The sequence below is a fragment of the Mangrovivirga cuniculi genome, assembly GCF_005166025.1.
In the GTDB taxonomy this organism is placed as follows: Bacteria; Bacteroidota; Bacteroidia; order Cytophagales; family Cyclobacteriaceae; genus Mangrovivirga; species Mangrovivirga cuniculi.
In genome coordinates this window covers 2,154,253-2,180,552 of the sequence record NZ_CP028923.1, presented here as the reverse complement: position 1 = coordinate 2,180,552, position 26,300 = coordinate 2,154,253, and the positions used below count along the sequence as shown (strand labels likewise).

General features: G+C 37.7%; 11 protein-coding genes. 6 read left to right on the top strand and 5 right to left on the bottom strand.

Features of this window, described 5'->3' with window-relative positions:
- Positions 1-194 precede the first annotated feature (194 nt).
- From DCC35_RS09535 to DCC35_RS09515, 5 genes are all read left to right on the top strand, one after another.
- A complete protein-coding gene (locus tag DCC35_RS09535) occupies positions 195-3,032 on the top strand; it encodes an alpha-amylase family glycosyl hydrolase (RefSeq protein WP_137090569.1) in 2,838 nt (945 codons plus the stop codon).
- 13 nt (positions 3,033-3,045) lie between these two features.
- Positions 3,046-4,125 carry a class II fructose-bisphosphate aldolase gene (fbaA, locus tag DCC35_RS09530; protein ID WP_137090568.1) on the top strand — a complete coding sequence of 360 codons (1,080 nt, stop codon included), beginning with the start codon at positions 3,046-3,048 and terminating at the stop codon, positions 4,123-4,125.
- A gap of 52 nt (positions 4,126-4,177) precedes the next feature.
- Positions 4,178-5,995 carry a glycoside hydrolase family 13 protein gene (locus tag DCC35_RS09525; protein ID WP_137090567.1) on the top strand — a complete coding sequence of 606 codons (1,818 nt, stop codon included), beginning with the start codon at positions 4,178-4,180 and terminating at the stop codon, positions 5,993-5,995.
- Positions 5,996-6,106: 111 nt separating this feature from the next.
- Positions 6,107-6,466 (top strand): arsenate reductase family protein, encoded by a 360-nt coding sequence (locus DCC35_RS09520; RefSeq protein WP_137090566.1) that lies wholly within the window; start codon positions 6,107-6,109, stop codon positions 6,464-6,466.
- Between the two features lie 102 nt (positions 6,467-6,568).
- The gene (locus DCC35_RS09515; protein WP_137090565.1) at positions 6,569-7,459 is read left to right on the top strand and encodes a 3-hydroxyacyl-CoA dehydrogenase family protein; all 891 of its coding nucleotides are present in this window, start codon (positions 6,569-6,571) and stop codon (positions 7,457-7,459) included.
- A 49-nt stretch (positions 7,460-7,508) separates the two neighbouring features.
- On the opposite strand, the gene DCC35_RS09510 is transcribed toward DCC35_RS09515, so the two are convergent.
- On the bottom strand, positions 7,509-8,108 hold the full coding sequence (locus DCC35_RS09510) for a tetratricopeptide repeat protein (protein WP_137090564.1): 600 nt from the start codon (positions 8,106-8,108) through the stop codon (positions 7,509-7,511).
- Between the two features lie 185 nt (positions 8,109-8,293).
- Between DCC35_RS09510 and tyrS the strand changes: the two genes are divergently transcribed.
- Positions 8,294-9,574, top strand: coding sequence for a tyrosine--tRNA ligase (gene tyrS / locus DCC35_RS09505; RefSeq protein ID WP_137090563.1), 1,281 nt, complete (start codon positions 8,294-8,296; stop codon positions 9,572-9,574).
- A gap of 11 nt (positions 9,575-9,585) precedes the next feature.
- Here the strand turns inward: tyrS and DCC35_RS09500 are convergent, their stop codons facing one another.
- From DCC35_RS09500 to DCC35_RS09485, 4 genes are all read right to left on the bottom strand, one after another.
- The gene (locus tag DCC35_RS09500; RefSeq protein ID WP_137090562.1) at positions 9,586-12,423 is read right to left on the bottom strand and encodes a PAS domain-containing sensor histidine kinase; all 2,838 of its coding nucleotides are present in this window, start codon (positions 12,421-12,423) and stop codon (positions 9,586-9,588) included.
- Between the two features lie 70 nt (positions 12,424-12,493).
- On the bottom strand, positions 12,494-23,896 hold the full coding sequence (locus DCC35_RS09495; protein WP_137090561.1) for a PKD-like domain-containing protein: 11,403 nt from the start codon (positions 23,894-23,896) through the stop codon (positions 12,494-12,496).
- 61 nt (positions 23,897-23,957) lie between these two features.
- A complete protein-coding gene (locus DCC35_RS09490) occupies positions 23,958-25,298 on the bottom strand; it encodes a hypothetical protein (protein ID WP_137090560.1) in 1,341 nt (446 codons plus the stop codon).
- Positions 25,295-26,287, bottom strand: a complete 993-nt coding sequence (locus DCC35_RS09485) for a porin family protein (protein ID WP_217495941.1) — start codon at positions 26,285-26,287, stop codon at positions 25,295-25,297. Before DCC35_RS09485 ends, DCC35_RS09490 begins: the two co-directional genes overlap by 4 nt.
- Positions 26,288-26,300 lie beyond the last annotated feature (13 nt).

Genomic DNA, 26,300 nt, shown 5'->3' with positions numbered 1-26,300 from the left:
AAATTTACGCAAACGATTGAAATAATACCATAAATGATCAATACTTAAAACCCGTGAAAATTTATGTATAATAACATTCTTTTGATTAAATTATAAATGTTTCACTACAGTATCCGTAGTGATAACACAAATATAACCTAAGTAAAAATATTGCTAAAATACAATTTTAACCAAACCTATATAGACATAAAAACATGAAAAACTTTTACCCTCTATTATTAATATTTTTTATTTATTTTTCATCCTTTGGTCAGGATGGAGAGAATATCCAACCGACAATATCACCTGCAAGCTTTTCATTTACGACTGAAATAACCATAACATATGATGTTACCGGAACAAGTCTGGAAAGCTTGAATAATGCTTATTTATGGATGTGGCTTCCTTCCACTACTAATCCGGCGGATGCACAATTTAACAAAAACCCTGCTGATAGTGACCCTACATCAACTGCTCCGGCTAAGTTTACTAAAATCACGGAAGGTGGAAATACTACATTTACATTGACACTTACTCCAGCTGATCATTTTTCATCTATTCCTGAAGGACAAACAGAATTGGGAATGCTACTAAAAGGAAATGATTGGGCTGATGGAAAAACTGTTGACTACATTACCGAAACTGGTTTTGCTCTGACTATAAATAATCCGGAAACAAGCTATTTATTTGTTAGTGAGGGAGAATCTATTTCATTTAATGGTAGAGTTAATGAGCAATCTACAGTTAGATTTTTAGTTAATGGTTCAGAAGTAAACTCTACTTCAACATCAGGAGATTTTTCTTTCAATTATACTTTCAATGATACAAATGTCAGCTTTATAGAGATTGAAGCCGGCAACGGAAGTGAAACAATCACATATGACTTCGATATTATTTTCGAAGGGTCTCAACCCACTGCTCCTCGCCCTGCTGATATCATTCCAGGTATTAATTACCATGAAGGTGATGACACTAAAGTAACCCTGTGCCTTTTTGCTCCAGGTAAGAATGATGTTTTTTTATATGGAGAATGGAATGACTGGACTATTTCTACTTCGACACAAATGAACAAAGATGGAGATTATTTCTGGCTGGAAATAAATGGGTTAACACCCGGTCAGGAATATGCTTTTCAATACCTTGTCGACGGATCTACTTTCATCGCTGATCCATATTCAGATAAAATTTTAGATCCCGATGATCGATATATTCCCTCTGAAACTTTTCCGAATCTTAAAGAATTTCCTTCAGAGGCAGCTCATGACGAATGGTATTTCAATAGATTCTCAGTACTTCAAACCGCCCAGCAAGAATTCGTATGGCAAAATGATGGATATCAGAAGCCAGAAAAAGAGAATTTAATTGTTTATGAGCTGTTGATAAGAGATTTTTTTGAAGGAGATCAAAATAAGAATTACCAGAATTTGATCGATACTTTAGGATATTTTAAGTCCATGGGAATTAACACTATTGAATTGATGCCGGTAATGGAATTTGCTGGTAATAACAGCTGGGGCTATAACCCTACTTTTTTCTTTGCTGTAGATAAATTTTACGGCACTAAAAATAAACTAAAGGAGTTTATAGATACTGCCCATGGAATGGGAATAGCTGTTGTTTTAGATATGGTTCTCAATCATGCAGATGTTCCGTTTCCTTATGCTACTATGTGGTTCGATTTTAATAGTGATCCCATAAGGCCTACTGCAGATAATCCTTATTTTAACGTAGAGGCTACTCACCCGTTTAATGTATTTTTTGACTTTGATCATTCTTCCTCATATACACAGGATTTAATGGACACAGTTAACAATTATTGGGTGAATGAATATCATTTCGATGGATTTAGATTTGACCTGAGTAAAGGGTTTACTCAAAAACAGACCTCTGATGTAGGTGCATGGAGTTCATACGATGGCGAAAGAATTGGCTATTTGAAGAGGATGGCTGATGTTATATGGCAAAATGATCCTAGTACCTATGTTATTCTGGAGCATTTTGGTAATAACACAGAAGAAAAAGAGCTATCAGATTATGGAATGATGTTATGGGGCAATATGCACGGCCCGTATAAAGAAGCAATACTAGGTTACCACGATAATAACAAGTCTGATATTTCCGGTGGGGTAGCCCAATTCAGAGGTTGGAATAATAATCATTTAGTAACCTATATGGAAAGCCATGATGAAGAAAGACAAATGGTAGAAGCTCTGAATTACGGAAATAGTTCCGGTTCATATACTGTTCGAAATGAGGATATCGCTCTTGATAGAGTAAAAGCTGCATCAGCATTCTTATTTCTACCTCCAGGACCGAAAATGTTCTGGCAATTTGGTGAACTTGGATATGATGTGAGCATTAATTTCGATGGAAGAACATCTCCTAAGCCCGTGCTTTGGGAATACTACGATGAGCAAAACAGGAAAGAAGTTTATAATACTTTTAGCAGAATTATTCAGTTAAAAAATATTATAAATGCTCAAAACATGAATTCAGATGCATTCACAGCATCATGGACTTCATCGATTAAAACATTTAAATACACATCAGATAATTTAAATGTAGTAGTAATGGGTAACTTTGGAGTTACAGAAGGCACTACAACACTTTCACTTCCAAATACCGGAGAATGGTATTCTGTACTAGCAGAAGAGTCGATTAATTTTGATAATGTAACCTTGAATCTGGATCTGGCACCGGGAGAGTTTCATATTTTAACTGACAATCCTGATTTACCGATCGAAAGTATCGGACCAACAGGAGCTCCATCAATTCTAAATAATATTTTAACTGTTGAAGATGACATCGATAATACTGATTTAATTATTTATCCTAACCCAACGAAGAACACAATCAATGTTTCAGGATTAGTTAAATCTGATATTAAATCAATCAATATCACTAATAACTTAGGACAAATCCTCAAAATTATTGATATTAGCAAGGAAAATGTTTCCCCTACTATTGATCTTACAGAGTTTACTCCGGGGATCTACCTCGTACATTTCATTGGAAAAGAAAAAACAACAACCCAAAGAGTTATTAAAAATTAAATAATAAAAGTTTATGTCTGAAGTAAAGAAAACCTTAAGAAGTGGTGTTCTTTGGGGAGAAGAAGTAAAAGAATTACTAGCTCACGCTAATGCTAATAACTATGCATTGCCTGCTGTAAATGTAATTGGTACCGATAGCATCAATGCTGTTCTCGAAACTGCACGAGATGTAAACAGCCCGGTGATTATTCAGTTTTCTAATGGAGGAGCTGCATTTTATGCTGGCAAAGGGTTAAGCAATGATGGACAAAAGGCTGCGATTGCGGGTGCAGTAAGTGGAGCCCATCACGTTCATCAAATGGCAAAACACTATGGTGTTTCTGTAATTCTTCATACTGACCATGCAGCAAAAAAGTTATTGACATGGATCGACGGCCTTCTGGATGCAGGTGAAGAATATTATAAGCAACATGGTCAGCCATTGTTTAGCAGTCATATGATTGATCTTTCTGAGGAGCCCCTTGATGAAAATATAGCTATAAGTAAGGGATATCTTGAAAGAATGGATAAACTTGGAATGACTCTCGAAATCGAACTTGGTGTTACCGGAGGTGAAGAAGACGGTGTTGATAACACTAACATCGATAGTTCTAAACTATACACTCAACCGGAGGAAGTCGCATTTGCTTATGAAGAATTATTAAAAATCAGCCCTAATTTCACTGTAGCTGCTGCTTTTGGTAATGTTCATGGTGTTTATAAACCAGGTAATGTAGAATTAACTCCTGAAATACTTAAAAATTCTCAGGAATACATTCAGGAGAAATTTAATACCGAGCCTAACCCTGTAAATTTTGTTTTCCATGGTGGATCAGGTTCTGAGCCTGAAAAAATAACTGAAGCAATTGGTTATGGAGCAATTAAAATGAATATTGACACCGATCTTCAATGGGCTTTCTGGGATGGTGTTAAGGATTATTATAAAGAAAATGAGGGCTACCTTCAGGCACAAATTGGAAATCCTGATGGTGATGATAAACCAAACAAAAAGTACTATGATCCACGAGTCTGGCTTCGTAAAGGTGAAGATTCCTTCAAAAAACGATTAGCTCAGGCATTTGAAGACTTAAATGCAAATAACAGAAACTTTTAAATAACTATTTGAGGCTCTTTTTTTTAAAAGGGCCTCTTTTTTTATTCGAATCATGAAAACATTATTATTTCTAACAGCATTTTTCTGCTCTTATATCTCATTTTGCCAGCCTGACATTCAAAAAGCAGAACCGCTACATTGGTATATAGGAATGGAAGATCCAACCTTCCAATTAATGTTATATGGCAAAGATATTGCTGATTCAAAAGTCCAAATTAATGACGAAGGTGTTTCTCTTAAAAGAAAAATAACCACCGAAAATGAAAACTATATTTTCCTTTACCTGGAAATAAGTAAAAACAGAAAAGAGGGTCCGGTAAATATTACATTTACTAAAGAAGGTAAAACGACAGAAATAGACTATCCACTTTATAAAAAGGAAAAACATCAAAATATAAATCCGATTTCAGCTTCAGATGTGATGTACTTATTGATGCCAGACAGATTTGCCGATGGTGATCCTCAAACAAATAACATCAAAGGATATCTTGAAAAAAGCAACAGAAAAAATCCTGGAGGCAAGCATGGAGGTGATATACAAGGTGTGATTGATCATTTAGATTACCTCGAAGAACTAGGAATCACCACAGTATGGCTCAATCCTGTCCAGGAAAATAATATGGAGTCTTATAGTTACCACGGATATTCCATAACTGATTATTACCATATTGATAAAAGACTGGGAAGTAATAAGCTATATAAGGAGTTTGTTAAAAAATCTCACGATAAGGGCTTAAAAGTAATTATGGACCTAATTTTTAATCACATAGGTTCAAATCATTACTGGATGAAAGATCTGCCAACAGAAGACTGGATCCATCAATGGCCTGAATTTACACAAACTAATTATACGGGGTCGGTGGTTTCTGATCCATATGCTTCCGATTTTGATTACAAAAAAATGGTTGATGGATGGTTTGTCAAAACGATGCCCGACCTTAATCAGGATAATGAGCTTTTATCAGATTACCTCATTCAAACTAGTTTATGGTGGATAGAATATGCTAAAATTGATGGTATCAGAATGGATACCTACCCCTACCCAGACAAGGAAATGATGGCAAATTGGGTTGAAAGAGTTAAAGAAGAATATCCAGGTTTTTTTATCGTGGGAGAAACCTGGCTAAACAATGCTTCCTTTGAATCGTATTGGTCACGAAAACCAAATGCGAACGAAGGCGAATATAATTCAAAACTACCGAGCATTTCAGATTTCCCTATTTGCTTTGCTATTCAAAACGCTTTTAAACCTGAGGGAAGTGTATATAGTATTTATGAAGTTATGGCAAAGGACTTTATTTACACTGACCCTTTTATGCATAAGATTTTTGTCGACAACCATGATATGGATCGGATTTATCATGTGTTGGATAAGGACTTTGATAAATTCAAACTTTCCCTTTCAGTATTATTGACAACCAGGGGAATTCCTCAAATATTATATGGTACGGAAATTCTAATGGATGGCCATGGAGATCATGGGGTATTGAGAGAAGATTTTCCCGGTGGTTGGGAAGGTGATGAGGTAAATGTCTTTGCGGATAAAAATGTTACTGAGAATCAAAAGAAGTCTTTAGAGTTTATGAAAGACATATTAAACTGGAGAAAAAACTCAGAGGCCATTGCTAAGGGAAGCTTAAAACATTATATCCCAGAAAATGAAATATATTTTTATGAGAGAAAATCTGAAAATGATAAAGTCATTGTAATAATAAATAATAATAATTCTGAACAAAATCTGAACCTGAAAAGATTTAAAGAATCAATTAAGCCCGGAGAGGAAGCTCAAAATATCCTATCCGGCGAAAAAACAAACATTGGGAAGAATATTATTTTAAAACCTAACCAAGCACTTATATTAGATTTTTAATTATACAAATAGCTGATAAATATAATTTTGCTATTACTGGTAACTATAGAATAATATTTGAATTATGGTGAAATTTTATTATATTATTTACCTACACCAATAGTTACTGCCATGCAATTTCACCCAAATGAACTTATGATCATCTATGATTCGGCAACGAACAGCGGCAAGCAAACGAAAGCATATGCCTATTCAGTGTCAAATCATGTGAATGATGTTGATTACAATCGCACCCGGGTCAGTAAGCTCATGTGGAAGGAAATTATTAACATGCTTAATATCCCTCCAAAAAGATTACTGAACAAAGCTGATCCTAAATATCAGGAAAAAGTCAGAGGACATGCTTATACAATGGAAGGTTGGCTCAATGTATTATACAACAACCCTGATTTAATCAGAGCTCCAATTGTTATAAGAAACAAAAAAGCAGTTCTTTGCGAGAAACCTTCTGATATTTTCAAATTAGCTTAATCTCTCTCAACCAAAAATTAAAAAGCTTTTATCCAATGTTCTTTTCGAAGAGCATTGGATTTTTTAATTTCAGGGCCACAAACTCAATAAACAGACATTAAAATGAAAAATATTTCGGTAATTGGTTCAGGAACTATGGGCAATGGGATCGCACACGTATTTGCTCAAAGTAACTATTCTGTAAATCTGGTTGATATTAACGAAAAAGCATTAGAAAAAGCAAAGGCTACAATTACAAAAAACCTTGATCGACAAATAAAAAAAGAATTGATCGATGAGGATGCTAAAAATTCCACTCTTTCGAATATCACATTTACCACTTCCATGGAAGAGGGCGTGAAAAATGCTGATCTGGTTGTAGAAGCGGCCACAGAAAACGTAGATATTAAACTGGATATTTTCAGAGAGCTAGATAAAATTACTCCTGACAATTGTATCTTATCAACGAATACATCTTCTATAAGTATTACTAAAATTGGATCTGTTACTGAAAGACCGGATAAAGTAATAGGTATGCATTTTATGAATCCGGTTCCAGTTATGAAACTGGTAGAAGTTATCAGAGGATATGCTACTTCGGATGAGGTTACCAATACTATTATGAAACTTTCCGAAGATGTAAGTAAAGTTCCGGTAGAAGTAAATGATTATCCCGGTTTTGTCGCCAATAGAATATTAATGCCTATGATCAACGAGGCTATATATTCACTTTTTGAAGGAGTAGCAGGAGTAGAAGAAATTGACACTGTTATGAAACTTGGAATGGCGCACCCAATGGGTCCGTTACAACTAGCTGACTTCATTGGACTTGATGTTTGTCTTTCGATATTAAGAGTATTACATGACGGCTTAGGTAATCCTAAATATGCTCCTTGCCCATTGTTAATAAACATGGTACAGGCTGGAAAATTAGGTGTGAAATCAGGTGAAGGGTTTTATTCCTACTCTCATGGAACCAAGGATCTTGTCGTTTCGGACAACTTTAAAAAATAAAAAAAGGGGGCTTATAGCTCCCTTTTCTAATTTCCTTATTCCAGAAATATCATTTACAATACTTGTTGATTGAATTTTGAGCTACATCGATACCCATCGAAAGTGCCTTCTGAAGATCGGCACAACCAGTGGATTTTTTATTAGTCCCTATATAAGCTAACCCTCTATAGTAATAAGCTTCAGCCATATCCGGCTTAATTTTGATAGCATTTGAAAGATCAGTAATCGACTGTTTAAATTCACTCATCTGAAAATTCACTTTCCCTCTCAAAGCATAGACATTTGGATTTTCAGGACTAATTTTCATTGATTCAGTCAATATTATTTCTGCTGATGGATAATCTTCATTCTTATAAAATAAAGAAGCCAGACCTAATCTGCTATTCATATGTCGATCATCAATTTTCAGAACCTTTTCATAATCAGCAATTGCTTCATCAAATTGCCCAAGCTCCTCATAACTCCTACCTCTGTTATAAATAACAATCTCGTTATTAGGATAAGTTTCTAAATATTCTGAATAAGCCTCAATTGCCTCTTCGTATTTACCTTGTTTGTATAACTGATCTCCTTTATCAGAAAGGTCGCTTCCACAAGAAACTGCTACAATCATAATCAGTACCGTCAAATAGAGACGTAATTTCAACATAAATTTTCTTTTTAATTATTTAATAAATTTAGAGCAATGATTGGCTAATACCACAAAACTTAACGAAAGGCAAAGTTAAATAATTAATAGCTATTCAACACGGATAAGGATTATTCATGATTTTATCTCTTAAACAAAAAATGAACATTATATTTGCCAAAAATTTAAAAAAAGTAAATATATCTATGAAGCCAGATTTTATTGAAGAACTACGATGGAGAGGAATGGTGCACGATATGACTCCGGGTACTGAGGAACAATTAAAAAAAGAAATAACGGCCGGATATATTGGTTTTGATCCTACAGCTAAATCACTTCACATTGGAAACCTGGCAACGATTATGCTTTTGGTTCATTTTCAGAGAGCCGGACACAAACCGGTTGCTTTAGTCGGAGGCGCTACCGGTATGATTGGTGATCCATCCTTCAAAGCTGCCGAAAGAAAATTACTGGATGAAGAAACCTTGCGTGAAAATCAATCTGGAATTAAAAAGCAATTAGAACAATTCCTCGATTTTGATAGTGGAGAAAATTCTGCCATTGTATTAAACAATTATGACTGGTTTAAAAATTTTGGTTTTCTGGAATTTTTGAGAGATAACGGAAAGCATATTTCTGTTAACTACATGCTAGCTAAAGACAGCGTTAAAAAACGACTGGAAACTGGAATTTCATTTACAGAGTTCGCTTACCAGTTGCTTCAGGGATATGACTTCTACCATTTATATGCTAATCATAGTGTGAAGATCCAAATGGGAGGATCTGATCAATGGGGCAATATTACTACAGGAACTGAATATATCAGAAGAAAAGCCCAGGGAGAGGCTTATGCACTTACTGCTCCTTTGGTTACTAAAGCAGACGGATCAAAATTTGGAAAATCAGAAGGAGGCAACATCTGGCTGGATCCCGAAATGACCTCTCCTTACCAATTTTATCAATTCTGGCTTAATTGTTCTGATGAAGACAGTAAGAAATTGATCAGAGTATTTACACTTAAATCAAAAGAAGAAATTGAAACTCTGGAGAAGCAACACGAAGAAGCTCCTCATTTGCGAACTCTTCAGAATGCTCTTGCTGACGATATCACCAAAATGGTTCATGGTGAAACAGAACTTGAAACCGCTAAAAAAGCTTCCAAAATACTATTTGATAAAAAAGCAACAATTTCCGATTTCGATTCGCTGGGAGAAAAAACTTTACTACAAGTTTTTGAAACAGTTCCACAAAAAGAAATTAACACACCTGGTGAGATTAGTTATGTGGATTTTCTGGGTGAGCACATTGGAGATTTAATTTTTAAAAGTAAAGGTGAGGCTCGAAGAATGATCAAAGAAGGTGGTATATCAATAAATAAAGAAAAGATTACAGATGGAAATGCAATCCTTGATATTAATCCGCTTTCGAATAAATATTATCTGATACAAAAAGGAAGAAAGAATTACTTCTTTGTAAAAATAATTTAATTAGGAAAAAATCATTTTCTATTAGGCACCATGACTATAAACTTGGTGCCTTTTTTTATGGTTGATTCTACGAAGATCTTTCCCTTTAACTTTTCAATTGTTTCTTTTACAATATAAAGCCCTATTCCGGAACCAAAGGATGTGTCGTGGGCACGGAAAAACATATCAAATATTTTACCTAGATACTTTTCGCTAATCCCAATACCGTTATCTTCTATTTCAAAAATAACATAATTTGAATCGGCAGAGACACTGATATTGACATAGGGTTTTTCTTTGTTAAAATCAGCATATTTAAAAGAGTTTGAAATAAGATTTGATAAAATAATTGAAAGCCTTTTGGAATCGCATTGTATCTCCGAAATGTTATCTTCAATTATTACATTTACTTTTATCCGGTCATCAGGATTCCCATAGATTAAATTATCAAGAATTTCTGTAATAAAATCACCCGGATATATTCTTTCTAATTTTTCAGGAATCTCCTTATTTCTAGAGAAATCAATAATATCTTTTATAAAACCATCTTGCTTAAAAATACTTTTTTTCATTAGTTCAAAATATTGCTCAAGATTATCCTTATCCTTTTCAGCAATATTAATAAGACCCAAAAGTGAGGTTAATGGAGCTCTTAAATCGTGGCTAGCACTATAAACAAACCGGTCTAATTGAGAATTAATTTTTCTTAATTCTTCATTTTTCTTCTTAAGATTGATTTGAGCGATTTTCCGATCAGTAATATCCCTAATAGCACCATTTAAATAATGCTTTCCATCTTCTCCCACCATTTTACTCATACTAATAAGTCCCCAAAAACCGGCCCCGTCTTCCCTGATAAAGAAAATTTCCCTGTTTTTAACCATTCCTTTCTCTTCAACCTCTTTAATTATTTCGTTTCTATCCGACTTATTTCGATATAGATTCTGAGGATCTATTTGATGTACTTGTATATTTTCATCCAATCCGAAGAGATTCAAAAAAGCTTTATTTGCATATATTACTTTATCATCAGTGGTACTTCGATAAATTGCATCATGAATATTTTCATTCACTGATTTTAATAAGTCCTGGTTAGCCCTTGCCTGATCTTCAGCTTCTTTTCTCAATGAAATATCTACTATAGCTCCATCAATAATCCATTCACTATTTTCATTTTTATTGACGGTACAGTTAAGTAATCCCCACCATTTAGTTCCATCCCTACGGATAAATTCGGCTTCAGCACTCTTTATATATCCTTTATTTCTTGCTTGCAGTAAAATTGATTTTCTTCGGTCTCCATTAAGATAATAATCATTCAGTTCGCTTTCTGATGTATTTAATGCTTCATTTAGATCTTTAAATCCAAACAACTCCAAAAACGCTTTGTTAGCGTACACTAGTCCTTTACCTTTAATACACCTATAAATTGCTTCTTTTAAATTTTCATTAACTGATTCAAGAAGAGACTCCTGTTCCTTACTTTTCTGATATGTAATTAAATAATCGGTAACATCTTCCATCACATAAATATGCGATCGAACTTTTTTATCAGATCCACTTACTATTGACTTCTTAAGTGATATATATACATCCTTTTCCTGACCATTTAAAAGGCTCACAATTCTTGAGTCTGAGGTATTTATATGAATAGGATCTTTTCGATTTAAAGAGGGAATTTCTGAAAAAACAGATTCTATTGGTCGACCTACCAAATCAGCTTCAGTTAAGTCAGATAGCTCCTGGAAGGTTTTGTTTACTCTGATAATTATATCAGAAGGACTTGTTTCAATAATTCCATACCCAACATTATTAAAGAGAATTTGTAACTTTTCCCTGCTATCTTTCAATGAATATTCAGACTTCAATTGCCTGGTTATATCTCTTAATAAGACAGTGAAATAACCTTTATTATCTAAATAATGATAATGGACAGAAGCCTCAACCGTAATTTTAAAGTTATCAGATTTGAGAGTACAGCGTTTGATATAATTCTCACCAGCATTTGACAACTCTTTAATGGTCTTTACCCAGACACTAAAACCTCCATCACTTGATGGATATAAATCAGGTAAAATATCGATTATCCTTTTTGATAAAATTTCTTGCTGAGAAAGACCAGTCAGGTCAATTGTAGCATTATTAAGGTCAATTATCCTTCTCGATTTAAGGTCTACAACAAGGATTGATTCACCGAATTGTCTCATCATCTGGAAGTACTGCAAGCTTCGTAAATGACTTTCTGTCAAATCATCGAAATTCAGAATTAAAAATTCCTTATCATTAGTTTGATAAGATTCAATAACCTTGATATTTCCCCATTTGACATTGCCCTTTGAAGTAAGGGATAATTTACCCTTAAATAATAAAATTCCCTTAGATAAAAGCTCACAGGTTTTTCTTCCAAATATTTCAGCTACATTTGCACCTATCAATTCGCTCCATTCAAAATCAAATAATTCACAAAAGGCTTTTGATGCACTATGAATAAGGCCAGTATCTTTATTAATGATGATCTTGTTGGAAGTATCATTAAAGTTCAGCTCGGGAAGCCTGGATATTGGTAATTCACCCTCTTTTAAAAGGATCCCATAAAATAAAGCCTTATTATCATAAGACTTTATAAATTGACATATATTAAATAATTGGTGATTTAAAAGAAATATACCTCCTTGTTCAATTAATCTACTATCAATTTTTCTGATTTTATTCTGGAGTTCAATAACATCACTTTCACTTGCTTTAAAAGAGGATGATAAGATTGAAAAAAATTCCCCATTGAATTCTAAAATAAGAAACGGTTTATCAGCTGCCTCGAAAAATAAATCTGCTCTCTCATTTAACAGAGAACTATAAAGGTCAGTACTCATTAGGGCTATTAAGTTTTATACGCACATTAATATATTTCTTTAATCCTCTAAAGTCAAACTAAATGATTCACTAATTCTTAATTATTCTAAGGGTACCCAATACTCTTCCTTCAGATATTAATTGTAGATTATAAATACCGGTTGAATAGTTAGATAATTCAATTTGTTTTTCCATTGCCCCTCTCAAAATCTTCCCTTCGTATACAACAGACCCTTTACTATCATACATTATCAAATCTGTATCTTCTTTAACCGGTTCTTCTAATAATAAAGTTGTCTCGTTTACTGCAGGGTTAGGATAAACTAGCACCCTGGTATTTTTAAAATCATCTTCAATTCCTGTAAGTACAGAATTTTCATAACCGTAATCCGGAGCTTTTACTATTTGTGATTGTAATACCTCTCCGGAGCTGTTCTGTATAAATACAATAACCGCTAACTCTGATGGGTCATAAGCTGTAATTTCCCAATCAAACCTTAATGACCTTCTCTCACCCTGTGCCCAATTAAATCTGTATAAGGTTCCGGCAGCGCTTGGTAAAAATTCCTTAACAAGATTTGGAATCACATCTCCATTACTCAATAACACTTCATTTTCTACAACAACGGTCTGAACATAAATGTCCTCGGCTGCCCGGTCATAAATACTAGTTACATCTATGTCGAATGTTAAATTATATCGTTCATTTGGAACTGGAAAATCGATTTCAATTTTAAAGTCGGGATCTATCAAGCTCCTGGTAAGTACTGTATTTAATTGCCAATCTGAAGATAAACCATTATAAACGTTTCCATCGATTACTGTAGTTGGAGTTTGTGAAACAGAGTAATATAATCCTCTTGCACCCTGATCTGCCCTATTAGCATCATATAAACTATCAACTGCTGGAATGTCTGTGAAATAATGCATCATTAATATCTCATCACCCGCCTGCTCAAGTCTGTTTATACTTTCTTGTGTGCCTGTAAGAACTTCTGGAGCAAGATTTGAAAATTGTTCAACTAATACATTTCTGCTTCTTTCAAATATTTTAAAATTATCAAGAGCAAAACCATCAAATTCAGATCCTAACGGAGGATTTGGTCCGGTAGCGAATGCTACTCTCATTCTTACTGAAGGCTGCCCGATTAATTCATCTAAATATATTCTCCCTGTCTTCCAATCATCCTCTGCGGTATTCCAGCCATAACTGTTAAAACCATCCTGATCACCTGGTCTTGAAGTTACTTTATCACTGGAATACCAATTAATACCAGATCCGGTTTGACCAAGAACTTCCCATGTTTCCCCGCCATTTAGAGAATATTGAATAACAGCTCCATCCTCACTAAACAGATCTGAGAAATAATCAAGACTTAGCATTGGTCTGGTCATATTACTAAAATCGAAACAAGGGCAATTCACCCAGCTATCTTCTGATACAGATGGTGATCCATCAGCATTTGTTACCCATGCCTGATTATCAATTGGGAATATCGTTCCGCCGGAAGGTGAGCCAACCTCCCAACTTACATTTTCTCCCTGTGCTACCCATCCTTCTGTACCTGAATTGAAAGTAGCTAAATACGGATTCGCAGGATCACTAACCAAAGTCACACGTGGTAAAATAAATATCTCTTGCTGGACTGTTTCAATACATCCCTCTGTAGTTTCAACTGTTAAAGAAGTATTATAATTACCCTGTGAAGGATAGGTATATGTTGCATTTTTATTAACTGATTGAGTACCGTCTCCAAATTCCCATAACCATCCTACAATCTCCTGGTCTGGTAATGACACCGATGGAGTAAATATCGATTGATCTCCATTACAAACTCTGGAAACCAGGAAGTCTATTACAGGAACTTCTCCGACTTTTACACTTTTAGTTCCAGTACTGGTACATCCTCTGGAGGTGGTTGTTGTCAGTGTCACATCATAAGTCCCGGCATTATTATATAAATGATCGGGATCTTGCCTGTTATCATTCATTGATCCATCTCCAAATTCCCATGTCCAGGAAACTAACCCTTCACTGAATGGTGATGGTTCAATTGATGAAGCATCTTCAAATAAAACCGGATCGCTTACACATTGCTCTGAAAAAGTGAAGTCAACTTGTGGAGTACCAAAAACAAACACGTCTTTAGTTAATTGATTCGTAGCATTATTTTCATTGGTATATGTGTAGGTAACCTGGTGAATACCTGTACCAGCTGCCGCAGGATCAAAAAAGAATTCACCGTTTATCTCGATTACGTTAGCTCCGTCAAAGAAACCTACAGTATTTGGAGGTGTATTAGCATCGTAATTAATCTGATCGGCAGATGGATCTCCGACTAAAAGCTGAAGACCTTCATTACTACATACTACCGGGTTACCCGAAGCATCAACGGTACTATCTCCAACGAAGAAATTAATTGGAGTTAGTGCATTTATAAATACAGTTTGCGTTGTACTGTTGGTACATCCTTTACCATCTGTAAATGTATACATTATCTCATTTTGACCTAATGTAGCATTTGTACCTGTGTTAGGATTAGGATCAAAAATATTTGTTCCAAAATCAACACCATTAAAGAAGAAATTACCTCCTGTATTAAATGGAGTTAATTCTACAGGTGAATCATTCTCCGCAAGCTCAGAAGGCAATCCGCTAAAGCTGGCATTTGGGAGATCATTTATAATAATCAATACCTGGTCAGAAACAGCCGCACAAGGTCCTGCAGGATCATTGGTAGTCAAAGTTAATATTACCTGTCCTGCGTCGATCTCTGCTTGTGTCGGAGTATAAGTTAATGCTTCGGAAAATAAATTTGATGGAGAAAATCCAACCGTACCACTTGGTGATGACCAATAAGCTTCTGTAGTAGATCCTGAAATACTTCCTTCAAGATTAAAAATCTGGTCACGGCATATCTGGCTATCATTTCCTGCAAATACTTCAGGAGCATCATTAACAGTTATGTTAATCGATTCCGGAGCACTTTGACAACCTCTGCTATCTGTAACTACAACCGTGTAAGTGTTTACTCCTACCTGTGCAATTACATTATTAGGGTTAGCCACAGCAGAACTAAAGTTATCCGGGCCGGTCCAGTTATAGTTATAAGACCCTGAACCACCTGAAGCTGTTGGAGAACCTCCTAATGTAACTCCGGTTCCTTCACATACTACCTGATCATTCCCGGAATCAGCTATTAATTCCGGGTTCACAGTAACAAAGGCTGTTATTGGTGTACCCGCACAACCATTTGAAATCGGAGTTATTTCGTATTGAACTCCAGCTGAATTAGTTCCTGAATTAAAAAGCGTTTGCTGGATAATATCACCTGTACCATCTGAAGCTCCTGTTAAATTAGCATCAGCAGAAGCAGTCCAAGTGTAGGTGGTGCCTGCAACATTATTCGGATTTGACAGCGTAATATTTGTTGACGTACCATTACAAATGGACTCTGCTGAAGGTAATGCTTCTACGTCTGGTATCGGTTTAACATTAACTGTGATTTCGTATGGAATTCCCGGACATCCATTAAAGCTTGGAGTTACTGTATAAACTACATTACCGGCAATATTTGAACTATTTTGTAGTAACTGGGAAATAACTGTACCTGACCCATCAGTAGCTCCTGAAATGTTCGCATCTGAGTTAACGGTCCAATTATACACTACACCAGAAATAGACCTGGTTTCTAATAATTGAATATTCGTAGTTTCGTTTCCGCATATTTCATAATTCTGAGATGCTGAAGTTACTTCAACAACCGGATTAACAATTACTACATATTCTTTTTGCGGTCCTTCACAACCGTTTATTATTGGAGTTATTGTATAAACTACTGAAGCCTGGTCTGTACCGGTATTAACAGGTGAATTACTAATAACTCCACTACCACTGGTAGAAACACTAGTTGGATCAATAGTCCCGGTAATAGAGGAAGTCCAATTAAAAGTAGTTCCTGTTACAGAAGAAACCGGAGTGAAATTCAATTGATCACCACTACAAATTTGATCGGATAGTTCTGAAATAGGATTGGTAAACGTTGGTAATGGACTTACCATTACAGTTGTCGTTTCCGTAGTAATATTATCGCACCCATTTGCAGATACGCTGAAAACGTATTCTACAGTTATCGGATTTATAGTCGTATTATTTAGGCTTTCTACAACACCACTTCCTGATGTGAAAGTTTCACCTCCGGCATAACTTCCTGTTAAGCCATTATAATTAACTGTTTGCAAAGTAATCGTTGCTCCTGACACTCCACTCGATACATTGATATTGACAGATTCTCCACTGCAGATATCGGTTGTATTGTTGGTCACAGTCAGGTCCGGAGTCGGATTAACAGTAACCGATTCGGTAATCGTAGTTCCGGTACATCCATTGCCACTGACAGTGAATACATAATCGATTGTGATCGGTGTCAATCCACCATTTGTTAATGTCTCGGCAATCGCATCTCCATAAGTAAATGTCCCTCCCGTAGCATATGATCCACCTGTCAGGCCATTGTAATTTACCGCAGCAAGACTGATCGTCGCTCCCGTTGTTGTTCCTGATAATTGAATATCAGTAGTTTCTCCGCTACAAATCTCAGGAGTATTATTTGTGACAGTAAGTTCCGGTATTGGATTAACTATTACACTTGCTGTTTGAACAGCAGGATTATCACAACCATTCGATGATACAGTAAATGAATAATCAACTGTCACCGGTGCAGTAGTTGTATTAATAAGATTTTCTATCAGATTACTTCCCGAAGTAAATGTTTCTCCTCCGGCATAACTTCCTGTTAAGCCATTATAATTAACTGTTTGCAAAGTAATCGTTGCTCCTGACACTCCACTCGATACATTGATATTGACAGATTCTCCACTGCAGATATCGGTTGTATTGTTGGTCACAGTCAGGTCCGGAGTCGGATTAACAGTAACCGATTCGGTAATCGTAGTTCCGGTACATCCATTGCCACTGACAGTGAATACATAATCGATTGTGATCGAAGTCAATCCACCATTTGTTAATGTCTCGGCAATCGCATCTCCATAAGTAAATGTCCCTCCCGTAGCATATGATCCACCTGTCAGGCCATTGTAATTTACCGCAGCAAGACTGATCGTCGCTCCCGTTGTTGTTCCTGATAATTGAATATCAGTAGTTTCTCCGCTACAAATCTCAGGAGTATTATTTGTGACAGTAAGTTCCGGTATTGGATTAACTATTACACTCGCTGTTTGAACAGCAGGATTATCACAACCATTCGATGATACAGTAAATGAATAATCAACTGTCACCGGTGCAGTAGTTGTATTAATAAGATTTTCTATCAGATTACTTCCCGAAGTAAATGTTTCTCCTCCAGCATAACTTCCTGTTAAGCCATTATAATTAACTGTTTGCAAAGTAATCGTTGCTCCTGACACTCCACTCGATACATTGATATTGACAGATTCTCCACTGCAGATATCGGTTGTATTGTTGGTCACAGTCAGGTCCGGAGTCGGATTAACAGTAACCGATTCGGTAATCGTAGTTCCGGTACATCCATTGCCACTGACAGTGAATACATAATCGATTGTGATCGGTGTCAACCCGCCATTTGTTAATGTCTCGGCAATCGCATCTCCATAAGTAAATGTCCCTCCTGTAGCATATGATCCACCTGTCAGGCCATTGTAATTTACTGCAGCAAGACTGATCGTCGCTCCCGTTGTTGTTCCTGATAATTGAATATCAGTAGTTTCTCCGCTACAGATCTCAGAAGTATTGTTCGTTACAGTAAGTTCCGGTAAAGGATTGACTGTAATAGTTATGTCAATGCTATTCCCTGAACATCCATTACCACTCTCCGGTGTAACTGTATATGTTACAGTTTGCGATGTTATTCCGGAATTAAATAAAGTTTGATTCAAAGTATTACCAAATCCGGAAGATGCTCCAGAGATATCAGCTCCACTTGAACTCACTGTCCAGGAATAGGTTACAGGAGACACCCCATTATCTGTAGAAAATGAAATATTAGTTTGTTCACCACTACATATTGTTTCATTAGCCGGATTTGCTACTACATTTGGCAAAGGATTCACGCTTACCGTTGGCGTGCCACTCACATTTGTCGTAGTCGAGCAAGTCGATGAGTTTGCTGTGATGCTGGTAATGCTATACGTTGCTGTTGCACTTGGCGTGATCGTTTCAACATGACCATCACTAATTCCGGTTAAAGTTACCGGTGTCGTGCCATCAGTATAGGTAACATCATAGGTAGTTGACGAGCCTGCTAAAGCAAAGCTTAAGTTTACGCTCTCCCCTGCACAGATTGCGGATGCATCAGCAGATAAGTTTCCACTTACTTGTGGTGATACCGTAACCGTTGCACTGCCGGTTGGTGTCGGATCAGTACAACCGTTATCATCGGTGATGCTGACTAAGGTATAAGTCGTTGTCGTTGATGGAGATACACTCACTGTCGCTCCATCGGTAATATTGTTTACTGTAAAGTTAGTTGTGCCATCGGTATACACCACATCAAATGGTGCGGTGCCAGCGGCAAAGTTAAAGGTTAAGTTCGTTGAGCCTCCTGCACAGATCGTTGCCCCACCTGACAGACTGCCGTCCGGCTGTGGATTCACGCTTACCGTTGGCGTGCCACTCACATTTGTCGTAGTCGAGCAAGTCGATGAGTTTGCCGTGATGCTGGTAATGCTATACGTTGCTGTTGCACTTGGCGTGATCGTTTCAACATGACCATCACTAATTCCGGTTAAAGTTACCGGTGTCGTGCCATCAGTATAGGTAACATCATAGGTAGTTGACGAGCCTGCTAAAGCAAAGCTTAAGTTTACGCTCTCCCCTGCACAGATTGCGGATGCATCAGCAGATAAGTTTCCACTTACTTGTGGTGATACCGTAACCGTTGCACTGCCGGTTGGTGTCGGATCAGTACAGCCGTTATCATCGGTGATGCTGACTAAGGTATAAGTCGTTGTCGTTGATGGAGATACACTCACTGTCGCTCCATCGGTAATATTGTTTACTGTAAAGTTAGTTGTGCCATCGGTATACACCACATCAAATGGTGCGGTGCCAGCGGCAAAGTTAAAGGTTAAGTTCGTTGAGCCTCCTGCACAGATCGTTGCCCCACCTGACAGACTGCCGTCCGGCTGTGGATTCACGCTTACCGTTGGCGTGCCACTCACATTTGTCGTAGTCGAGCAAGTCGATGAGTTTGCTGTGATGCTGGTAATGCTATACGTTGCTGTTGCACTTGGCGTGATCGTTTCAACATGACCATCACTAATTCCGGTTAAAGTTACCGGTGTCGTGCCATCAGTATAGGTAACATCATAGGTAGTTGACGAGCCTGCTAAAGCAAAGCTTAAGTTTACGCTCTCCCCTGCACAGATTGCGGATGCATCAGCAGATAAGTTTCCACTTACTTGTGGTGATACCGTAACCGTTGCACTGCCCGTTGGTGTCGGATCAGTACAGCCGTTATCATCGGTGATGCTGACTAAGGTATAAGTCGTTGTCGTTGATGGAGATACACTCACTGTCGCTCCATCGGTAATATTGTTTACTGTAAAGTTAGTTGTGCCATCACTATACACCACATCAAATGGTGCGGTGCCAGTGGCAAAGTTAAAGGTTAAGTTCGTTGAGCCTCCTGCACAGATCGTTGCCCCACCTGACAGACTGCCGTCCGGCTGTGGATTCACGGTTACCGTTGGCGTACCACTCACATTTGTCGTAGTCGAGCAAGTCGATGAGTTTGCTGTGATGCTGGTAATGCTATACGTTGCTGTTGCACTTGGCGTGATCGTTTCAACATGACCATCACTAATTCCGGTTAAAGTTACCGGTGTCGTGCCATCAGTATAGGTAACATCATAGGTAGTTGACGAGCCTGCTAAAGCAAAGCTTAAGTTTACGCTCTCCCCTGCACAGATTGCGGATGCATCAGCAGATAAGTTTCCACTTACTTGTGGTGATACCGTAACCGTTGCACTGCCCGTTGGTGTCGGATCAGTACAGCCGTTATCATCGGTGATGCTGACTAAGGTATAAGTCGTTGTCGTTGATGGAGATACACTCACTGTCGCTCCATCGGTAATATTGTTTACTGTAAAGTTAGTTGTGCCATCACTATACACCACATCAAATGGTGCGGTGCCAGCGGCAAAGTTAAAGGTTAAGTTCGTTGAGCCTCCTGCACAGATCGTTGCCCCACCTGACAGACTGCCGTCCGGCTGTGGATTCACGCTTACCGTTGGCGTGCCACTCACATTTGTCGTAGTCGAGCAAGTCGATGAGTTTGCTGTGATGCTGGTAATGCTATACGTTGCTGTTGCACTTGGCGTGATCGTTTCAACATGACCATCACTAATTCCGGTTAAAGTTACCGGTGTCGTGCCATCAGTATAAGTAACATCATAGGTAGTTGACGAGCCTGCTAAAGCAAAGCTTAAGTTTACGCTCTCCCCTGCACAGATTGCGGATGCATCAGCAGATAAGTTTCCACTTACTTGTGGTGATACCGTAACCGTTGCACTGCCCGTTGGTGTCGGATCAGTACAGCCGTTATCATCGGTGATGCTGACTAAGGTATAAGTCGTTGTCGTTGATGGAGATACACTCACTGTCGCTCCATCGGTAATATTGTTTACTGTAAAGTTAGTTGTGCCATCGGTATACACCACATCAAATGGTGCGGTGCCAGCGGCAAAGTTAAAGGTTAAGTTCGTTGAGCCTCCTGCACAGATCGTTGCCCCACCTGACAGACTGCCGTCCGGCTGTGGATTCACGCTTACCGTTGGCGTGCCACTCACATTTGTCGTAGTCGAGCAAGTCGATGAGTTTGCCGTGATGCTGGTAATGCTATACGTTGCTGTTGCACTTGGCGTGATCGTTTCAACATGACCATCACTAATTCCGGTTAAAGTTACCGGTGTCGTGCCATCAGTATAGGTAACATCATAGGTAGTTGACGAGCCTGCTAAAGCAAAGCTTAAGTTTACGCTCTCCCCTGCACAGATTGCGGATGCATCAGCAGATAAGTTTCCACTTACTTGTGGTGATACCGTAACCGTTGCACTGCCGGTTGGTGTCGGATCAGTACAACCGTTATCATCGGTGATGCTGACTAAGGTATAAGTCGTTGTCGTTGATGGAGATACACTCACTGTCGCTCCATCGGTAATATTGTTTACTGTAAAGCTAGATGTGCCATCGGTATACACCACATCAAATGGTGCGGTGCCAGTGGCAAAGTTAAAGGTTAAGTTCGTTGAGCCTCCTTCACAGATCGTTGCCCCACCTGACAGACTGCCGTCCGGCTGTGGATTCACGCTTACCGTTGGCGTGCCACTCACATTTGTCGTAGTCGAGCAAGTCGATGAGTTTGCCGTGATGCTGGTAATGCTATACGTTGCTGTTGCACTTGGCGTGATCGTTTCAACATGACCATCACTAATTCCGGTTAAAGTTACCGGTGTCGTGCCATCAGTATAGGTAACATCATAGGTAGTTGACGAGCCTGCTAAAGCAAAGCTTAAGTTTACGCTCTCCCCTGCACAGATTGCGGATGCATCAGCAGATAAGTTCCCACTTACTTGTGGTGATACCGTAACCGTTGCACTGCCCGTTGGTGTCGGATCAGTACAACCGTTATCATCGGTGATGCTGACTAAGGTATAAGTCGTTGTCGTTGATGGAGATACACTCACTGTCGCTCCATCGGTAATATTGTTTACTGTAAAGTTAGTTGTGCCATCGGTATACACCACATCAAATGGTGCGGTGCCAGCGGCAAAGTTAAAGGTTAAGTTCGTTGAGCCTCCTGCACAGATCGTTGCCCCACCTGACAGACTGCCGTCCGGCTGTGGATTCACGCTTACCGTTGGCGTGCCACTCACATTTGTCGTAGTCGAGCAAGTCGATGAGTTTGCTGTGATGCTGGTAATGCTATACGTTGCTGTTGCACTTGGCGTGATCGTTTCAACATGACCATCACTAATTCCGGTTAAAGTTACCGGTGTCGTGCCATCAGTATAGGTAACATCATAGGTAGTTGACGAGCCTGCTAAAGCAAAGCTTAAGTTTACGCTCTCCCCTGCACAGATTGCGGATGCATCAGCAGATAAGTTTCCACTTACTTGTGGTGATACCGTAACCGTTGCACTGCCCGTTGGTGTCGGATCAGTACAACCGTTATCATCGGTGATGCTGACTAAGGTATAAGTCGTTGTCGTTGATGGAGATACACTCACTGTCGCTCCATCGGTAATATTGTTTACTGTAAAGTTAGTTGTGCCATCGGTATACACCACATCAAATGGTGCGGTGCCAGCGGCAAAGTTAAAGGTTAAGTTCGTTGAGCCTCCTGCACAGATCGTTGCCCCACCTGACAGACTGCCGTCCGGCTGTGGATTCACGCTTACCGTTGGCGTGCCACTCACATTTGTCGTAGTCGAGCAAGTCGATGAGTTTGCTGTGATGCTGGTAATGCTATACGTTGCTGTTGCACTTGGCGTGATCGTTTCAACATGACCATCACTAATTCCGGTTAAAGTTACCGGTGTCGTGCCATCAGTATAGGTAACATCATAGGTAGTTGACGAGCCTGCTAAAGCAAAGCTTAAGTTTACGCTCTCCCCTGCACAAATTTCAGTAGGAACAGTTGATAATAATCCTGAAACAGGCGATTCGATGGTGACAGTTGCTGAACCGGCAGGATCCTGATCGATACACCCTGTGTCATCAGTAACACTTAATAAAGTATAAGTCGTAGATGTGGAAGGAGATACACTAACAGTAGAACCATCGGTAATATTGTTTACCGTAAAGCTAGATGTGCCATCGGAATAAACTACATCATATGGTGCTGTACCTCCGGTTAAATTAAACATTAATAAGGTACTCGTTCCAGGACAAATAGAAGCATTTCCAGAAATAACACCTTCAACATTCTTAAAATTAAGAGATCCAGCATTAGCTCCATTTAATCCCAATACATTATTTCCAGCATCATTAAACGTAATATTACCTGATGCTGCCGCACCAGTTAATCGTACTTCTAAATTGGTATAAGTAAGCTCATCTGCCGGTCCTCCTGTTGCAGAAGAAACAGTTATATTAATTCGAGCGGTATTGATGGAAATATAAGTAGCTGTATTGATGGTTATTTTATTCCCACTAGAAACAATAATATTTCCAACCCCGGTATTAAACTCAAAACCTGCAGGTAGAACCAGGTCAATATCGTAGGTTCCTGCACTAAAATCCCCATTGTTATTTTCAGTAATTATAATATCACCTAAAGGAATAAAACTTCCATCACCACAGATATTTGTACCACCAGTTGCAGGGGTAACACTTACCTGTGAAAAACCCGAAAAAGATGTTAAAAACACGAAAGCAAACAGTAAAAACTGTAAGCAATTATTTTTAGCTTTCTTTTGATTTTTATTAAAAATTCTATTTAAGCTGTTCATTAAAAAATGGCTCTAATATCGTGTATAAAAGTCTTTTATATCTGTATCTTAATATTTGTAATTATTCCACAAAGCCTTCAGAATTTGTTTTTATCAGGCAAATCATTGTATTACTACTTTCGATCTGATCATCAAAACCAATCGTACCCACTAATGCTAAACCATTATCTGAAGTTTGAATTATATTACCGGCTCTATCGTTGCTATTGTAACCATGAAGACGAGGAATTAAATTCCAATTTTCGTCTTCAATAAAACTATTTGCAGCATTAATTTGATACGCTGGTAAAACAATATCTGTATTACTTTGAGCATCACTGTAAAAATTAGTTGAAGAAGCTGTAATTATACGAGCTCCATCCTCTGTAGAAAAATAGGCTAATCCACTAATTTCACTATCTCCAAGATTATAAATACTTCTGGAAATAAATTCAGGAGCTTCTAAAGGCTCCTTTCTAAAGGAAATAATTCTTTGCTCTGGAGTTGGGTCAGAAAGACTCGAATAATAATTTGCTGCAAAATAGTATATTAAATTATTACCTGGTCTTGAAATTATATCAGTGGTTTTTAAGTAACCATCTTGGTTATCAGAAGCCTTATTAAATGTGGATTGTGTTTCACTAAAATATTTAGCGTCAGTTAAAAATATAAAGTCACCAGTTTGAGAACTTTGACCATTAATTCCATTAGAAGCATCAGCCAATATAGCCAGGTTTAATTGATTAATTCCTAAGTCAGAATCATCAAAATTTAGAAGGAATTTTCCTTCATCAACTCCCTCAAATCCATCAAAAAGGGTATCTAAAAAAGCGAAACTAGAAAGCTGATAAGCACTTATTACAATATCTACAGTATCGCCATTATCTAGTTTCCCATCTTTTTTACATTGCGTGCAACTAGTTTTGCCTGTAACAAATAAAAAGTCTTCATAATAGTTAGCTGAATTATAGACATATGAATTAGTGCTATCACCAAATATATCTTCAACCAATAATTCACCGGTTAAAGAAATTTTAGAAATATATCCTAATTTAACACCGTTATTAAGCCCTCTGCTTCCAACAACAAGAATATTACCCGAAGCATCAATTATGATATCCTTTCCTTCATCAAAACCAGGACCTCCAAGTCTTTTTCTCCATAATTCATTTCCCTGAGCATCAGTACGGATCACAATAATATCCTGGCCTCCAAACTGGCCTCCGTAATTAGAGTAGCTATTACCCAAAATAACATATCCTCCGTCAGATAGCTGTTTAACATCAACTCCCTCATCTCTCTGTTCACCACCATACATCTTAACGAAGATACGCTCTTTTTCAGGCTCAACGTTAACACTGTCACATCCGCTGACAAAGGCAATGAATAATATTATCAATATGTAAAAATACTTCCTAATCACAGCTTCTTATCCTTGATCTTTTTAACCTTATAAATTGAGTAAATATATCCCACACTTACGCTGAATACATTTAATTGAAAATCATCATCTACATACCCAAATCGATAAAGCAATTCCCGGTCTCCATACCTATTATCAACAGTAGAAAGATTAGGGAATCCTTTTTGACCGCGAACATCAATTAAAATATTGTGTATACCTGTTTTGATCTTAACTCCAAAGCCTCCAATCGCACTAATATTCAGGCGATTTCTAACTCCGGATTCGACATAATCAAAATTGGGGCTTATAATTGGTCTTGTTTCAAACGACCCTACTCTAGTAACATTTCCAACAGAAGAAAGGAGATATGAAATATCACCCCCAAGGTATAGGAATGGCCTTACTTTTTTACCTTTCAATGTATATCTCACCCCAATGGGTAATCCGATCCAGGACTGGTTTTCTTTAACCTCCTGAACATTAAAATCAAACAGACTACTGGTCTTGGTGAATCTGTTCTGTATAAACTGAATTTCAGCAAACGCCTGGAATGACTCATTAATCATATATTCACCTACTACACCAAATTGAAATCCTAAATTGATACTTGAATTTGATGAGTCTGCAATGGTATTATCAACACCATATAATTCGGTGATATTAATCGTGCTAATATTCGAACCACCCTTAAAACCAATGCTAAAAGCAGGCCAGGTTTTAAAAGAATTATAAAGGTTTATAAATTCCGAAGGGTCAAAATCTTCATTGATCTCATAATCAGGTTTAGCATGAAGAAACTTCATCATAGAAGTATCTGCTTCATACCAGTCATCTTTAAATATATCGGTAAGGACTAATAATTTTAATGCCTGAACTTTTTCTTCCTTAGTAAAACCACCATTCATACAATCTTCAAGAAGCAGAGGGATATCTTTAAAATGACCGATGTCATATAATTCCTGAGCCCTGCGAAGTTGCTGGCTGCAGGTTGTTTCCTGTGCTTTCACTTCTAAAGAAAAG

What these genes read in the sequence shown, in the direction of transcription:
- DCC35_RS09510 (WP_137090564.1), bottom strand. Translation starts at nt 8,108, where the DNA reads ATGTTGAAATTACGTCTCTATTTGACGGTACTGATTATGATTGTAGCA.
- tyrS (WP_137090563.1), top strand. Translation starts at nt 8,294, where the DNA reads ATGAAGCCAGATTTTATTGAAGAACTACGATGGAGAGGAATGGTGCAC.
- DCC35_RS09525 (WP_137090567.1), top strand. Translation starts at nt 4,178, where the DNA reads ATGAAAACATTATTATTTCTAACAGCATTTTTCTGCTCTTATATCTCA.
- fbaA (WP_137090568.1), top strand. Translation starts at nt 3,046, where the DNA reads ATGTCTGAAGTAAAGAAAACCTTAAGAAGTGGTGTTCTTTGGGGAGAA.
- DCC35_RS09535 (WP_137090569.1), top strand. Translation starts at nt 195, where the DNA reads ATGAAAAACTTTTACCCTCTATTATTAATATTTTTTATTTATTTTTCA.
- DCC35_RS09500 (WP_137090562.1), bottom strand. Translation starts at nt 12,423, where the DNA reads ATGAGTACTGACCTTTATAGTTCTCTGTTAAATGAGAGAGCAGATTTA.
- DCC35_RS09495 (WP_137090561.1), bottom strand. Translation starts at nt 23,896, where the DNA reads ATGAACAGCTTAAATAGAATTTTTAATAAAAATCAAAAGAAAGCTAAA.
- DCC35_RS09520 (WP_137090566.1), top strand. Translation starts at nt 6,107, where the DNA reads ATGCAATTTCACCCAAATGAACTTATGATCATCTATGATTCGGCAACG.
- DCC35_RS09515 (WP_137090565.1), top strand. Translation starts at nt 6,569, where the DNA reads ATGAAAAATATTTCGGTAATTGGTTCAGGAACTATGGGCAATGGGATC.